This window comes from Psychrobacter sp. MF31 (genome assembly GCF_012847335.1).
Lineage (GTDB): Bacteria > Pseudomonadota > Gammaproteobacteria > Pseudomonadales > Moraxellaceae > Psychrobacter.
This window is the reverse complement of the sequence record NZ_JABBDX010000002.1, coordinates 129083-144108: the sequence shown is the minus strand read 5'-3', so window position 1 is coordinate 144108 and position 15026 is coordinate 129083. Positions and strand designations below refer to the sequence as shown.

Below are 15026 nucleotides of genomic sequence, written 5' to 3'. Positions count from 1 at the left end.
CATGCTAAAAAAGAGCTTACTTCCATTATCAATTGCTGCAATGATGGCACTTTCGGCTTGTAGTAACAACACCAAGCCTGCGGATGAAACAGACGCTGCGGCAACCACCACTGAGCCTGCAACGCCTGCCTCAACCACAGAAGCAGAACCGGCACCAGCGGTCGTTCCTGAAGCGCCTGTTGATGAGATGGATCCTGCAGCTGCCAACGTTTCTGAAAAAACCATCGGCGAGATCGCCGCCGAAACGCCAGATTTAAGCACGCTTACTGCTGCGCTTAAAGATGTGGGGCTTGACACCACCTTGATGTCAGAAAACGGTCGCTTTACCGTATTTGCGCCAACCAACGCGGCATTTGATGAGCTATTGACCAAACTCAACATGACCAAAGAACAGCTATTTGCTGATAAAGAGATGCTCAAAGCGGTACTAAGCTACCACGTTATCCCAGAGCAAGAAGTTAAAGCTGCCGACATTCCTTATGGTACTGACATCAAAACGGTCAATGGTCAAACGTTTATGATTGATAAAGACAACATGATCACCGATGCCAGTGGCAACAAGGCGAGCATTGCCAAAACCGACATATTAGCCAGTAATGGCGTGGTTCATGTGATCGATAAAGTACTGCTGCCAAAACAATAAATTTTTACCACTAAAAAAAGCTTGGCAAATGGTCAGGCTTTTTTTTGTTGAGCGATTTTTAGCGGATCAACAAAAGCAGTCGGCAATAAAAAATCCCAAGCCGCCGCTTAGGATTTTTTGAACAGTTAAATCAGCTATTTAAACACCCGTTATTTGAGCTCTTTATCTAAAGATTGGCTACCAATCTCAGCATCACGCAATGCTTGTTGACGTTTGAGATGACGCTCTTCCCAATAAGGCGCGTTTTTGATCCCAAATTTTGCAGGATCAAAGTCATAATGAGCAACGCCAGCTTTTCGCTGTCTTTCGTAGTCTTTGAGCATCGTCAAAGTAGGTCGAGCTACAAAGAAGATGACCAAAATCCCCACAATGTTCAACCAAGCCATAAGACCAACGCCAATATCGCCAATCGTCCAGATATAACCGGCAGAATTTAGACCGCCGTAAGCGACCATCGCCATGATGAGGACTTTGACTAAAAATAATCCAGTGCGGTTGGCATTTCGGCTGATAAAGCGGGTCAAGTAAGACACGTTGACTTCAGCGATATAGTAATATGCCAAAATGGTGGTGAAGGCAAAAAAGAACACGGCAAGCGCAATAAAGATATTACCAAAGCCGCCATAAACCGACTGCATTGCCATTTGGGTGAAGGCAGGCGAGTTGATTTCCGTAGCGGTTGCCACGTTTTGAATGATAAAGCTGCCATCCGCGGCGGTAGTACATTTGTTAGCTGCAAAGCACTGGATATTGTACGTTCCCATAGTCAAGATCATAAATGCGGTCGCAGAACAAACGAGCAGCGTATCCACATAAACGGAGAACGCTTGAACCAAACCTTGCTGAGCAGGATGCTCAACTTCAGCCGCGCCTGCTGCGTGAGGTCCTGTTCCTTGACCCGCTTCGTTAGAGTAAATACCGCGTTTTACGCCCCAACCGATCGCCGCACCAAAGCCTGCTTGCGCTGTGAAGGCATCGCCGATAATCAAGCCGAACACTTCAGGGATTCGCTCAAAGTTGGTAAACATGATAATCAAGGCTAAAGCAATATAACCGATCGCCATAAACGGTACGACAAACTCAGTAAAAGTCGCAATTCGTTTAATACCACCAAAAATGATGATCCCTAAAATGACAAGGATAGCCACAAGCGCGCTTAAGCGAATCGCGCCGACATCGATGCCAAGAATGTTCATCGGATTGCCTTCACCCATCACCTGAGTGACCGCATTGATAACGCCGTTTGCTTGAACACCAGGCAAGAACATGCCACAAGCAAGGATAGAGGCGATCGCAAATACCACCCCATACCAGCGCTGGTTTAAAGCGCGCTCAAAATAGTAGGCAGGACCCCCGCGATATTGACCGGTGACCGCGTCTTTTTCCTTATAAATCTGAGCAAGTGTTGACTCAACATAAGCGGTTGATGCGCCTAAAAAGGCAACAACCCACATCCAAAATACCGCGCCAGGACCACCAAAGCCGATGGCGGCAGCAACCCCTGCAATGTTCCCCATGCCAACGCGACCGGCTAGCGATACAGCAAGCGCCTGAAATGAGGAAATGCCATCCTCACTAGATTTGCCTTTGAACAGCAAACGAATCATCTCACCAAACAAGCGCACCTGAACAAAGCGCGTCATGATGGAGTAAAACAATCCTGCGCCCAAACACAGATAAACCAGCGCGGGGCTCCAAATAATTCCATTGACGATATTGACCAAATTTTCCATATTGTCTTCCTCAAATCATCTCAAAGTGGTGACTATTGGCACATCAATTATTTTGACGCATTGCCAATATTAGCTTAGCGAAAGTTTGAAACCCTGATTTTAAAACCTTAGTGCTGTCATCATCACTGTTGCCCAAACACTTTTTTTGTTGCGTAAGTTTTCAGCTAATCTCACCCTTGAGGAGAGTTTTATGCGTTTAATCAGCCGCAATAGCCAGCAACGTTTTAAAAAATTAGCAAACTAAATTTCATTAAATCAATGATTTATTTTCCAATTGCTTCTAAACGTTGCTGGATGATACGGCTACGTAACTGCAATTTGCCACAGTTTTAAATTGATTACTAGCAATTTTTTTTATAGAGGAATAATAATAGTTATGAATGGAAGAATCAGAGCACGTAACGGTTAGCTTTGATTTTTTTGGCGTTATAATGATTTAAAAACTATTGTTTTATATTAAAAATATAGATCAGTTTATTGAGCATTTATAAATCATTTTAAAATTTATGAAGACGCTAAAATCATTAAGTTAACTTAAATCATTAAATTAAAAAGCTTACTTGATTAAATAACAAGAATTGATATTTAAAAAATAGATGGAGTAAGCGCAAAGGTCAGCATTGGGGCGATTGCGGTTGTGTTTTGGTAACGATGAATTGTAAATTTCGCCTGATCGCGCCATTATTAGCAGCATAAAGAGAGATTGGCGATCAAAGACCGCCTGCTATAAATGATCGGTAGCGCTTTGATTCGTGTTGAAAGCATTAGGAGAACATTATGTCGCGTGATTTTGTCAAACTGTCTGGCAAATCTGTTAGCAAGCAACCCTTGATTAAACCCTCATTTGCATTATTAAAGCCGATTTTGTTATCCGCTGCCCTTATTACCGGTTCAGTCAGCTTAACTGGCTGTGGTTATAACAATTTGCAAGCGCAAGATGAGCAGGTCACTGCCGCATGGTCTGAGGTGGTTAACCAATATCAGCGCCGAGCCGATTTGGTGCCAAACTTGGTCAAAGTGGTGAAACAATATGCCGATCAAGAAAAGTCAGTATTGACCGAAGTTGCCGCAGCAAGGTCGCGAGCCGGAAGCATTAACATCACCCCTGAGGTGCTCAACGACCCACAAGCGATGGAGCGTTACGCCGCAGCGCAGTCCGAGCTTGGCGGCGCGCTGTCACGATTGATGGCAGTTTCTGAGCGCTATCCTGATTTAAAATCGGATGCGTTGTTCCAAGATTTGCAAGCGCAGCTTGAGGGCACAGAAAACCGAATTACGGTCGCTCGCAACCGCTATATTCAAGAGGTTCAAGGTTATAACACCTCGGTTCGCCAGTTCCCAACCAACATTACCGCAAAAGTATTTGGCATGCAGCCAAAGCCAAACTTTACCGTGGCAAATGAGACACAAATTTCAACCGCGCCAACCGTTGATTTTGGGGACGATAAGAAATAGCAAAAATTTATTAAAAATAAAGACTTGGTTTGAATAATAACTTATTAATAATAAAAAGGGATGGTTTAGCAAGGATGCCCTTGAGGTGGTAACGTCGGATGAAAAACGCGAAAGCAATTGGATCAGCAGTATTATTAAGCGTAAGCTTGGGCGGCATGGGGCAGGTATTTGCAGCACCAAACGATGTGGCGGTCGCGTCAGCCGATGACAACCGGTTAAACCCAAGCAATCATAGCGCTGATGAGTTGGTGGCGATTGCAAAAGCGCGGCAAAGTAATGAGGCGATCAATGATGCGCTTGATAATGAGGCGTTAAATGATACCATTCTTAATAATGATGCCATCACGCAAAGCTCCCAAAGCGATGCTACTCAATCTTCCTCTGCTAATTCTACTTCTACAAAGCCGGCGGTCACCTCAAATGCTCAAAGTGTCGATGCTGATAAGCTCATTTTAAATCAGCCGGTCGTTGATCAAGCCAACATTTTAACGGCAACTGAAAAGCAGCGCTTAACCGATCAGCTGCAAAGCATTTATCAGTCTGGACTTGCGCAAGCGGCGGTGGTCATTGTCCCCACGACCAATGGCTTACCGATATTTGACTACGCGCTACAAGTGGCAGACAAATGGCAGCTCGGCAATAAAGATATCGATGATGGTCTGCTGATCGTTTTGGCGGTCAATGATCGCAACATCTATATTTTGACCGGCTATGGTCTTGAAGGCACGCTTCCTGATGCGGCGGTCAAACGCATTATCCGCGAAGATATCACGCCGTTATTTAAGCAAAATGACTACGCGGCAGGATTAAGCTCAGGGATTGATGCTCTGACAGCAAGGCTCAAAGCCGATCCTGACGTGTTAGCGCGAGCGGATGCTCAAGCTGCTGAGCGCACCCAAAGTGGCGGCGATGATACGCCCTCGAGTATCTTTTTATTTATCATGGCGATGATTTTTGGTAATGTCATCACCGCGATTTTTGGTCGAGTATTGGGATCAATGCTGACTGCAGGCGGCTTTGTGGTTGGGTCACTGGCGCTTGGTGGCGGCATCGTTATGACTGTGATTATGGCGATATTTATTTGGCTGTTTTTGATTTCTCGCGGTGGCGGCGGTGGTCGAGGAGGTCGCGGCGGCGGTGGTGGCGGCATGATCTTTTTGCCAGGGTTTGGCGGTGGTAGCAGCGGCGGCGGCTTTGGTGGTGGCGGCTTTGGCGGGGGTGGATTCGGCGGCGGCGGTGGCGGCTTTGGGGGCGGCGGTGCTGGTGGCTCTTGGTAAACTTGAGATTTAAAGCGATGCTCAAACTAACCGTCACGCTAAATTCAGCCTAGTCACATCATTCGCTAAATTTAGAGTATTTGATTGGATATATTTTTTGCTAATTTGAGGATTTATCATTCATGGCAAAGCCTTCTCAGTCCGATGTCAAGCCAAGCTTTGCCCGCTTATGGCGTCAGGTTTCGTTTATTCCGATGCTGCATAGTCGCTGGTTGACCGCTGCGGTCAAAGCAAAACTGAGCGCTAAAATTACGGAAGCGGAGCGCGGTCATCGCGGCGAGGTGTTTTTAATTATTGAAAATCAGCTTCCGATTCCAGACGCTTATCAGTTGACGTGCCGCGAGCGCGCGATTGACTTATTTAGTGACTACCGCGTTTGGGACACCGAAGAGAATACGGGCGTTTTGGTTTATGTCAATATTTGCGAGCAAAGCCTTGATATCATTGCCGATCGCGGTATTAGTGAGCATGTCAGTCCGACCATTTGGCGAGCTATGTGTGATAAAGCCGTGGCTGGCATGAGCAATCAAAAATATGACGCTAGCCTTTGCGAGCTGATTGATGAGATTGGTCAGCTGCTTCGGCAATATTATTATTTAGAACATGATCCCGCTGGCAATGAGCTGAGCGATTCGGTTATCTTTTTAAAATGATAAACTGTGTAAAGTAAAAATTGGGCAGATTCATTCTCAGCTATTTTTACTTATTTTTTTAGGGGATTTTTTATCCTCTTAAAGTTGTTCAAATACCTTGAAGTTGTTCTAACAATAACGGCAAAGCGCGACCGGCGGGTGCGGCAATGGTCACATCGACGATGGTGTTTGGCGTTGGGTGTGGATTGATTTCGATAATTTTTGCGCCATGCTGCTGAGCGATTCCGGCAAGTCCTGCCGCTGGAAACACCAAACTTGAGGTGCCAATACTCATAAAAACATCGCAAGCGGCAGCAGCACTTTCGGCGATTTGCCATTCGTTTTTAGGCAATGCCTCGCCAAACCAGACGATATCAGGTCGCAGCAGTCCGCCGCAAATCTCACAATACACCAAATTATTATCAAGCGCTTGCTTAGCGTTTTCGCTTGGATTGGGCGATTGTTTTGATAGATTTTGACAACGGCTACAGCGATTTTGCCAAAGCCTGCCGTGCAAATGAGAAACGTCGCTTCCTGCTTGTTCATGCAAATCATCGACGTTTTGAGTGATTAAGGTAAAGTGAATGCCCGTATTTGCCGCCGACTTTTGCCACTGGGCAAGGGCTAAATGGGCAGGATTGGGCTTTTTATCGATGACTTGTTGGCGTCGCCACTGATACCAGCCCCAAACAAAATCAGGATTGGCTTTAAAGGCTGCCGGATTTGCCAAATCTTCTGCGCGGTAATTTTCCCAAAGTCCGGTTTGTTTATCGCGAAAGGTCGGAATGCCGCTTTCAGCAGAAACGCCTGCCCCGGTTAACACACAAACCGATTTGGCAGCTTGCAACATCTTCGCCGCTTTATTGATCTGCATCATTATTTCTTTGGGTAATTCTGCTACCATAACCGCACCTTGAGATTCACAACGGCTTATATTTAGACGGATTGACTTATGATAGACGGTATTTGGTGGCTTGTCATATTGATTTTGGTGATCGCCGCGCTTTGGTTGGTTGCCAAACGGCGCGGTGATGATAAAAACAAAACGTCTAAGCCAAAGCCTAACCCCGCTTTACAAAAAACGGCGCGACTCATTGAGCAAAGCTTTGCTGATGTCCGCGTCACCCAAAAGCCCAATCATTTGATTGTCAGTAAGTCTGGACAAAAAATCGCCATGATTACTATAGATAAAAAAGTGGCGGCAGGTCAGCGCAAGCTAGGGGATGCCCTAGTGCTGAACTATCATCAAGTGCCATCGCAAAGCACACTTGCTCGTGATTTAACCTTAAAACTTGCCTAAATACTAGAATTGTGTTAGCAAAATAAGCGATAATGCGCCGATTGATTTTTTATTTGGAAAATAAGGGCGGGATCATGTCGCGGTCACTTGTCGTTTTGCTTAAAGTATCCTTGCTCAGCTTGGTGGTCAACGCCGCCGCGCTACTTACTGCTTGTGGTCATAGCGCCTCAAAAGACGACAATCAACCCGCAGAAAAAGTCGCCGCTATCGCCAATCCCTGCGTGGCGCCTTGGGTCGTTCAAGGGATTAAGGACAATGTGATTCAGCGGGCGCGTGACACCAGTATCAATGTTCAAGGCGATGACCCGATAAGCCAAGCCCTGCTGCGCCGCGTGAAAATCGGCGTGGATTACATCTCAGAGCCGAGCCGCCGTGAGGACGGTCGCGTGGATTGCAGCGCTTATTTAGACATTCGCTACCTTGGTGATGAGGGCAGCGCCCCTGACATTGCCAGTCAAATTTTTAGGCTTCTCAACAGCGGTATTTACAGCGATATTTTAGCGTTATTTGGCGTTGATGCTGAGGTCATCAGCCGCTTTAGCGAACTTCGCGGCAATCGCTTTTTAGCGCCAATTTATTATGATATTGGCACGTCTTACGATGAATCGGGAAATCAAAACCAAAGCTACAACGTCGGCGATATTGGCAGTGCCGCTGTGATGATTGCCGCTATGATTGAAATTGATAAAGAAAATCAAGCGGACATCGCCATGATGGCGCATTATGATGGTTTTGATGATGTGATTATTGAAGAGCCAAACGACTTGGACGCGACTTGGGAAACCACGCACCGTCGCCAAAGTATGAGTGACTTGCCGCCAAAGCCTGAACCCACAAAAGCGCCGACCACGCAAAGCACCATCCGCGTTCGTGATGACTATGCTGAAGACACTGTGGTTATCGAAGAGCCTGCTGCCACTAATGATGATGACAGTTACGACTATGAAACGGTAGAGGTTTACGAAGAAGATTATTAGTTAAGGAGATGCAGAATTATGGGGAATGGTGCGCCCGGCGGGAGTCGAACCCACGACCCTCGGCTTCGGAGACCGATACTCTATCCAACTGAGCTACGGGCGCATGATCAAAAATAAAGACCGCCTAGTCTAACAAATAAAATTCTAATTGCCAATGCGTAATATCAAATTGAACTCTTTTTAAAGAAAAAACCGCCAAGCGCTCAATCAAGCATGGCAATTTGATCCGCTTTTCCCTTATAATGCTAGGGAGAATAATCATTGTTGACCACCGATTACAATTGAGCCCGCCATCAATGCTTGATTTGGCAGATTTTACTTGTGCTTTGATCGCCAAATTGATCGTGAGTGAAGCCCGCCCTTGTAATTGTAATAAGAGAACGTGACGAATGAGAAAAGTAGTTATGTTATCGGCAGCTGCCATTCTAGGAATCGCTAGTATCGCGGTGAGCCAAGCTGAGGATGTCCCCCAAACGCCTGTGACCGTCAGTGATGTTGCTGAAGGTAAGGAAGTTGTCAAAGAAAATATTCCCGAAAAACTTGGGGATAAAACGCAAGCTGCTGCTGATACTAAAGACAGTGATGGTCTTGCTGATGAGCCTGAAGCTACTGCGGATGCGGCGGCTACTGAAGCCACTGAAGATAGCGCTGAAGCAACAGCGGCGGCGGCTCCTGCTGCTGAAGAAGAGCCCGTTCCTGAAGATACGCCGCAAGTGAAAAAACTTATCGCCCTTTATCCAAATCTGATCGCTCGAATTCAGCCGGTTGGAAAGGTGTGTTTTGAAGGCGGCGAGGCTTGTGATGTGACCGCGCGTTCATCGGGTGCTTCTGCTGACGGTAGCCCACGCGATGGTGAAGCGGTATTTAACGCCGTTTGTCATACTTGTCACGCTGCAGGCTTGCTTGGTGCACCAAAAATGGGCGACGCGGCATCTTGGGCGCCGCATATTGCTAAAGGTAAAGACACCCTTTATACCCATGCGATCAACGGCTTTAACGCGATGCCAGCAAAAGGCGGTGCGGACATCCCTGATGAAGAAGTTCAGAACGCGGTCGATTATATGGTGGCAGGCTCAAGCTAATTTTGCTTTAGGATCATCGTCCGCTTAAACGCCTATTTGACTCAAATAGGCGTTTTTTATTGTCCTGAATAATCCCTTTTGGCAAAGCGGAATTAGGTTTTAAATCAAAGCGTTTTAAGCGGTTGAAATCGGTAAGCTTCAGCCTCACATTAAAAGGCTGCCTACATTTTTAATATTCTGCTTTTTTTTAGAGCTATATCTTTTCAATAAATTGATTGAAAAATACCAATTATTGAGAAATATCAAGTAAATAGAGATGACCATGACTGACAATGAGACCCCCGCGCTTTTAATTCAAAACTTATCTAAAACGTATAAAAATGGCTTTTCAGCGCTTAAAGGCGTTAATTTAAGCGTCCCGCAAGGCGGCTTTTTTGCGCTCCTTGGTCCCAATGGCGCTGGAAAATCAACGATGATTGGGATTATCAGCTCGTTGTTTAAGCCCACAACCGGCAGCGTTCATATTTTTGGCACGGATTTATTGGCAGAACCTGCAAAAGCCAAGCAGTTCTTAGGCGTTGTTCCGCAAGAGTTTAACTTTAACCAGTTTGAAAAAGTTGAGGATATTTTAATCACTCAGGCGGGCTATTTTGGCATTTCGGCAAGTGAGTCAAGACCGCGAGCGCAAAAATTGCTTAAAGCACTTGGGCTTTGGGATAAGCGTGATAACAAGGCGCGCGAGCTGTCCGGTGGGATGAAGCGGCGGTTAATGATTGCGCGGGCGCTGATTCACAAACCCAGACTTCTGATTTTAGATGAGCCGACCGCAGGGGTGGATATTGAGCTTCGCCGATCGATGTGGGAGTTTATGCAGCAAATCAACATTGAAGAAAACACCACGATCATTTTAACGACGCACTATTTAGAAGAAGCTGAGCAGCTTTGCCGCAAAATTGCCATTTTAGATCATGGTGAGATTCGGGTGAATACCGATATGAAAGATTTGCTTGCTCAGTTGTCGGTTGAGACGTTTGTGTTTGATTTGGCAGAACCGCTTACTCAAAAAGTGACGCTTTTGGGTGTAACCGATGTCGCTCAAACAGACGCGCTGACCCTTGAGGTGACGCTATCTGAAGGCGAGTCGCTCAATGGCGTCTTTGAGCAGTTGTCCGATCAAGGCATAGGCGTTGCCAGTATGCGCAACAAAGCCAACCGTTTGGAGGAGCTGTTTATGCGCTTGGTGGACAAAAGCCTTGATGAACCGTTAAGTGCTTAACCAATCAACAAACCAATTAGGAGACTGCTCATGAGTTTTGCCAAACGCTGGATCGCTTTTCAAACGCTGCTGGTCAAAGAAATTCGCAGGATTTTGCGCATCTGGCCGCAAACGCTGCTGCCACCGGTGATTACCATGAGCCTATATTTTGTGATTTTTGGCAAAATGATTGGCTCGCGCGTCGGGGAAATGGGCGGCGTGCCGTACATGCAGTTTATTGTGCCAGGGCTGATCATGATGGCGATTATCACCAACAGCTACTCAAATGTGGTGTCGAGCTTTTTTAGTGCCAAATTTCATTCAAGCATTGAGGAGCTTTTGGTATCGCCAATTTCAAAACATGCCATTTTAATGGGGTATGTCAGCGGCGGCGTATTTCGCGGTTTGGCAATCGGGGTGATTGTGTCGATTGTCGCGCTGTTTTTTACCAAGCTTGGCATTGAGCATATTTTTGTGACCATTTTTACCGTTCTTGGCACATCGATTTTATTTTCTTTAGGCGGCTTTATCAATGCCGTTTTTGCGCGATCGTTTGATGATATTTCCATTATTCCAAGCTTTGTATTGACGCCTTTAACTTATCTTGGCGGCGTATTTTATTCAATGGAAAACTTACCGCCGATTTGGCAAAATATCTCGCTATTAAACCCCATCGTTTATATGGTCAACTCGTTTCGCTTTGGTATTTTGGGCTATTCTGACGTCAATGTTTGGTATTCGATGGCGGCAATTTTTGCCTTTTGCGTGATCTTTTATATCATCGCTTATCGCTTAATTAACGATGGCTCAAAAATCCGCCTGTAACGGTTTAATTTTGCTATAGTCCGTATTAATTTATTTTAAAAAGGGTTTTCATGAGCATTCATGGTATTTTAGGCGAACAGACGACCACGTATCCGACCACTTATAGCCCCGAGATGTTATTCCCAATTGCAAGAAGCCTTGGGCGCTCGGTAATTGCAAAAAGTAATGCCGATATTGATATTGAAAGTCTGACCGTAGGCGTCGATTGGTGGCATGCGTTTGAGGTGTCATGGCTCAATGCTTTGGGCGTGGCACAAGTGGCGATGGCACGATTTACCATTTCGGCGACCTCCCCATTTATCATCGAGTCCAAATCGCTAAAATTGTATTTAAACAGTCTCAATTTTACTCAGTTTGACAGTTGGGAGGCGGTAAAAGCGCTGATTAGTGAAGATTTGTCAAAATGCTTGCAGTCGGAAGTTAAAGTTGATTTGTTTCGCTTAGAAGATGCCACCTCAAGGCTAATGGTCGTTCAGCCGGACGGCGTTTGTATTGATGAGGCGCTCAAAAATTTAAAAGCGCCGCTACCACTTGCCGATCACCCAGACAGCACGCTGCTGTCAGTCAGTGACATTCAAGTGAGCGAAAATGCCAGCCAAACGTATAGCTTTTATTCCAATTTGCTGCGAAGCAATTGCCCTGTCACCAATCAGCCCGATTGGGGAACGCTTGGGGTAATGATGACAACCAAACGGCTGGTGAGTGATACCAATATGCTGCGCTATATTTTAAGCTATCAGCAGCACAACGGCTTTCATGAGCAGTGCGTTGAGCAGATTTTTGCGGATTTGATGACGCATTTTGCGCCAAGTTCCTTAATCGTTCGCGCTTGGTACACGCGCCGCGGTGGCATTGATATTAATCCTTGCCGAGTGAGTGACTTGTCATTATTGCCAAAACCAAGTCGGTTGATTCGCCAATAAATACAGTTAATCAACGAAATTAAAAATAAACATTGATTTTAAATCAAAAAAGCGCCTATTATCAGGCGCTTTTTTTATGACCAATTAAAATACTAACTTAACCAACGATTGCCAATACTTCATCCAAGCTGAGTAATTGCTTTTCTGTATCGCGGCGGCTGGCGTATTCGTATTTGCCCTCGCTCAAATTGCGATCCGATACCACAATGCGATGCGGAATCCCAATCAATTCTAAATCAGCAAACTTGACACCGGGGCGCTCGTTGCGGTCATCAAGCAGCACATTGACGCCGCGTGATTTTAGCGTGTTATAAAGCTCAGTGGCTTTTTGCATCACCAAATCTTCTTTGGATTTCATCGGGACAATCGCCACTTCAAACGGCGCAATGGAGTCTTTAACATTAGGCGTTTGAGGCCAGATGATGCCATTGTCATCGTTATTTTGCTCGATGGCAGCCGCGATAATCCGGCTCACCCCAATACCGTAGCAGCCCATCATTAGGGTAACGGGCTTACCATTTTCACCTGAAACCGTGCAGTTAAGCGCTTTTGAGTATTTATCACCCAACTGGAAAATGTGACCAACTTCGATACCGCGTTTGATTTGCAAGCTGCCTTGACCGTCAGGGGAGGCATCACCCTCGATAACGTTACGGATATCAACGATTTCAGTAATGGTCGCATCGCGATCCCAGTTCACGCCCGTGCTGTGAAAATCAGGCTTATTGGCCCCTGAAACAAAGTCCGACAGCGCCGCCGCCGCGCGATCGACAAAGACCGGCATGTCCAAATCAACGCCAATATAACCTTTATAAAGTCCAGCCGCTTTTAAATCGTCTTCGCTTGCCATAGTGAGCGGCAAAGTGACATTAGGGATTTTTTCAGCTTTAATACTGTTTAGCGTATGGTCGCCGCGAAGCACAAGCGCAATCAGTTGCGCCTCGCCGTCTTCATTTTCGCCATTAACAATAAGCGTTTTTACTGTTTGTGAAAGTGGCAGGTTTAAATGCTCAGCGACCATTTCGCACGTTGGCATATTTGGCGTGGCAACGTCTGTTTTTTCCATCGTTGGCGCTTGGCGAACGTCTCTACAGACCGCTTCAGCAAGCTCAATGTTTGCTGCATAATCAGAAGTATCTGAGAACGCAATGTCATCTTCGCCGCTGCTGGCAAGCACATGAAACTCATGGGACGCAAAGCCGCCAATTGAGCCGGTATCGGCTTGAACCGCACGAAAATCAAGCCCTAAACGGGTAAAAATTCGCGTATAAGCATCAAACATATCTTGATAGGTGAGTGCAAGTGACTCTTTATCGACATGAAAAGAGTAGGCGTCTTTCATGGTAAATTCACGAGCGCGCATCACCCCAAAGCGCGGGCGAATCTCATCGCGAAATTTACCTTGGATTTGAAAAAAGGTCACAGGAAGCTGTTTATAGCTGCGCAGCTCGCCTTGGGCTAAATTGGTGATGACCTCTTCATGGGTGGGACCTAACACAAAATCGCGCTCATGGCGGTCTTTAAATCGCAAAAGCTCAGGACCATAATCATTAAAACGACCGGTCGTCTGCCAAAGCTCGGCAGGCTGAGTCATGGGCATCAACACCTCTTGAGCGCCGATATTTTGCATCTCTTCGCGGACGATTTGCTCCACTTTTTGCAGCACCCGAAGCCCCATTGGCAACCAAATATATAGCCCCGACGCAATTTTGCGGATGAGACCTGCGCGAACCATCAACTGACTTGAGGCGATGTCGGCATCGCTTGGGGTCTCTTTGAGCGTGGCAAACAACAATTGACTGGCTTTCATAAATAAAGCAGAACCTTAAAAAAAATAAATAACGAAAACGAAGCCCGAGGCTTAAAAAATAGTCTGAATTTTTCATAACCTTTTTTTAAGCACAATCTGACTATGGTAGGTAAACTTGCCTTAAGACGCAATGACTTTTTAAGCTTTTGGCAACCAAGCGCTTAAATCGCAAGAACTGCCGCCCAAAAGCTTGGGATTATTGATAACAAATCCACAGTATTGTAGTCAATCCGTAGCTAGGTCTTGAATTTGACCCAGCAAAGGTGCATTTTATGCTGATATTTCATTCCTCTTTTTGTAGTAACTAAGATCAAATTTGCCGTCAATCCGCTAATAACCATAATAAGCTAAACCCTAAAAAAGGAGACGCCATGAGTGACAGTCAACCAACGCCGCCAAATCCTTCAAAGCCAACCCCTTCAAAAGAAGTGATTTTAACAAAATCGGCGAAAAAACAGCCCATCGCGCCGCTGTCTTGGCTCGTGCTCATCGTTGGCATTTTGGCGTTGGCTTGGGCGATTTTTAGCTTACAAAAAAAGCCGAAAGCTGCGCCAGTTGAAACCATCACTCGTGAGGGCGTCATCACCCAAATTCAAAATTTGAACCGTCTGCAAACCGTGCTGTTTAGCGTGGATACCATTATAAGCAGCCAAAAACGCGGCAGTTGGCAAAAGCTTTGGCAAGATGAGCAAAAAGGCTTGTTTATTGCTCGGGGTCGCGTGGAGGCGGGCGTGGATTTAAGCGAGTTGTCGCCTGAGATGGTTCAAGTCGTGCTGCCAAAAGTAACTGAAAACGCCGCAGAAAATGACACCAAAGCTGCCATGCCAACCATCAATATCACCTTGCCACCATCGCAAATTTTTACCGTTTATCTGGATGATTTGGAAATTTATGACTGGCAAACGGGCGCATTTAATTTGCTACAAGTTGACCCAAAAGTGCTTGAAGCGGCTCAACAATCGGCAAAAAAAGAAGTCCTTGAGCGCGCTTGTCGCGGCAACATCATGAATCTTGCCGCTCAAAATGCGCAATCGCAATTGCAGCAGCTGTTTGCCTTAACTGGTGCGGTGGTGACGGTAAATACTCAAGGAACAGGCGCTTGCCAACTGCCGATTGCAAATGCAAATAAGACCAATAACGTTAAATAATAAAGCACGGCGTGAGACGTTTATTG

The 15026-nt window shown here is 45.9% G+C and carries 14 protein-coding genes and 1 tRNA gene; 11 read left to right on the top strand and 4 right to left on the bottom strand.

The window, feature by feature from the left end; translation table 11 throughout:
- Position 1 precedes the first annotated feature (1 nt).
- Positions 2-643, top strand: coding sequence for a fasciclin domain-containing protein (locus tag HF322_RS03835; RefSeq protein WP_169392091.1), 642 nt, complete (start codon positions 2-4; stop codon positions 641-643).
- 149 nt (positions 644-792) lie between these two features.
- Here the strand turns inward: HF322_RS03835 and HF322_RS03830 are convergent, their stop codons facing one another.
- Positions 793-2376 (bottom strand): sodium:alanine symporter family protein, encoded by a 1584-nt coding sequence (locus HF322_RS03830; RefSeq protein WP_169392090.1) that lies wholly within the window; start codon positions 2374-2376, stop codon positions 793-795.
- A gap of 777 nt (positions 2377-3153) precedes the next feature.
- Between HF322_RS03830 and HF322_RS03825 the strand changes: the two genes are divergently transcribed.
- The 3 genes from HF322_RS03825 to HF322_RS03815 all read left to right on the top strand — a co-directional run bounded on the left by HF322_RS03825 (position 3154) and on the right by HF322_RS03815 (position 5761).
- On the top strand, positions 3154-3831 hold the full coding sequence (locus HF322_RS03825; RefSeq protein ID WP_169392089.1) for a LemA family protein: 678 nt from the start codon (positions 3154-3156) through the stop codon (positions 3829-3831).
- A 98-nt stretch (positions 3832-3929) separates the two neighbouring features.
- Positions 3930-5108 carry a YgcG family protein gene (locus HF322_RS03820; protein WP_169392088.1) on the top strand — a complete coding sequence of 393 codons (1179 nt, stop codon included), beginning with the start codon at positions 3930-3932 and terminating at the stop codon, positions 5106-5108.
- Positions 5109-5230: 122 nt separating this feature from the next.
- Positions 5231-5761 carry a TPM domain-containing protein gene (locus tag HF322_RS03815; protein WP_169392087.1) on the top strand — a complete coding sequence of 177 codons (531 nt, stop codon included), beginning with the start codon at positions 5231-5233 and terminating at the stop codon, positions 5759-5761.
- A gap of 88 nt (positions 5762-5849) precedes the next feature.
- On the opposite strand, the gene HF322_RS03810 is transcribed toward HF322_RS03815, so the two are convergent.
- The gene (locus HF322_RS03810; protein WP_169392086.1) at positions 5850-6644 is read right to left on the bottom strand and encodes an NAD-dependent deacylase; all 795 of its coding nucleotides are present in this window, start codon (positions 6642-6644) and stop codon (positions 5850-5852) included.
- Positions 6645-6692: 48 nt separating this feature from the next.
- Between HF322_RS03810 and HF322_RS03805 the strand changes: the two genes are divergently transcribed.
- Positions 6693-7040, top strand: a complete 348-nt coding sequence (locus HF322_RS03805; RefSeq protein ID WP_169392085.1) for a hypothetical protein — start codon at positions 6693-6695, stop codon at positions 7038-7040.
- 74 nt (positions 7041-7114) lie between these two features.
- Positions 7115-8017: a hypothetical protein gene (locus HF322_RS03800; RefSeq protein WP_169392084.1), complete on the top strand. Its 903-nt coding sequence runs from the start codon at positions 7115-7117 to the stop codon at positions 8015-8017.
- 26 nt (positions 8018-8043) lie between these two features.
- Here the strand turns inward: HF322_RS03800 and HF322_RS03795 are convergent.
- A tRNA-Arg gene (locus HF322_RS03795) sits at positions 8044-8120 on the bottom strand.
- A gap of 286 nt (positions 8121-8406) precedes the next feature.
- Here HF322_RS03795 and HF322_RS03790 point away from each other — a divergent pair.
- From HF322_RS03790 to queF, 4 genes are all read left to right on the top strand, one after another.
- Positions 8407-9099, top strand: coding sequence for a cytochrome c5 family protein (locus HF322_RS03790; RefSeq protein WP_169392083.1), 693 nt, complete (start codon positions 8407-8409; stop codon positions 9097-9099).
- Positions 9100-9355: 256 nt separating this feature from the next.
- Positions 9356-10315 (top strand): ABC transporter ATP-binding protein, encoded by a 960-nt coding sequence (locus tag HF322_RS03785; RefSeq protein WP_375138521.1) that lies wholly within the window; start codon positions 9356-9358, stop codon positions 10313-10315.
- Positions 10316-10345: 30 nt separating this feature from the next.
- Positions 10346-11119 carry an ABC transporter permease gene (locus tag HF322_RS03780; RefSeq protein WP_169392081.1) on the top strand — a complete coding sequence of 258 codons (774 nt, stop codon included), beginning with the start codon at positions 10346-10348 and terminating at the stop codon, positions 11117-11119.
- Positions 11120-11169: 50 nt separating this feature from the next.
- Positions 11170-12042: an NADPH-dependent 7-cyano-7-deazaguanine reductase QueF gene (queF, locus tag HF322_RS03775; protein ID WP_169392080.1), complete on the top strand. Its 873-nt coding sequence runs from the start codon at positions 11170-11172 to the stop codon at positions 12040-12042.
- A 97-nt stretch (positions 12043-12139) separates the two neighbouring features.
- Here the strand turns inward: queF and HF322_RS03770 are convergent, their stop codons facing one another.
- Positions 12140-13852 (bottom strand): proline--tRNA ligase, encoded by a 1713-nt coding sequence (locus tag HF322_RS03770; RefSeq protein ID WP_169392079.1) that lies wholly within the window; start codon positions 13850-13852, stop codon positions 12140-12142.
- Between the two features lie 371 nt (positions 13853-14223).
- Here HF322_RS03770 and HF322_RS03765 point away from each other — a divergent pair, with 371 nt between their 5' ends.
- Positions 14224-15000, top strand: coding sequence for a DUF4230 domain-containing protein (locus HF322_RS03765; protein ID WP_169392078.1), 777 nt, complete (start codon positions 14224-14226; stop codon positions 14998-15000).
- Positions 15001-15026 lie beyond the last annotated feature (26 nt).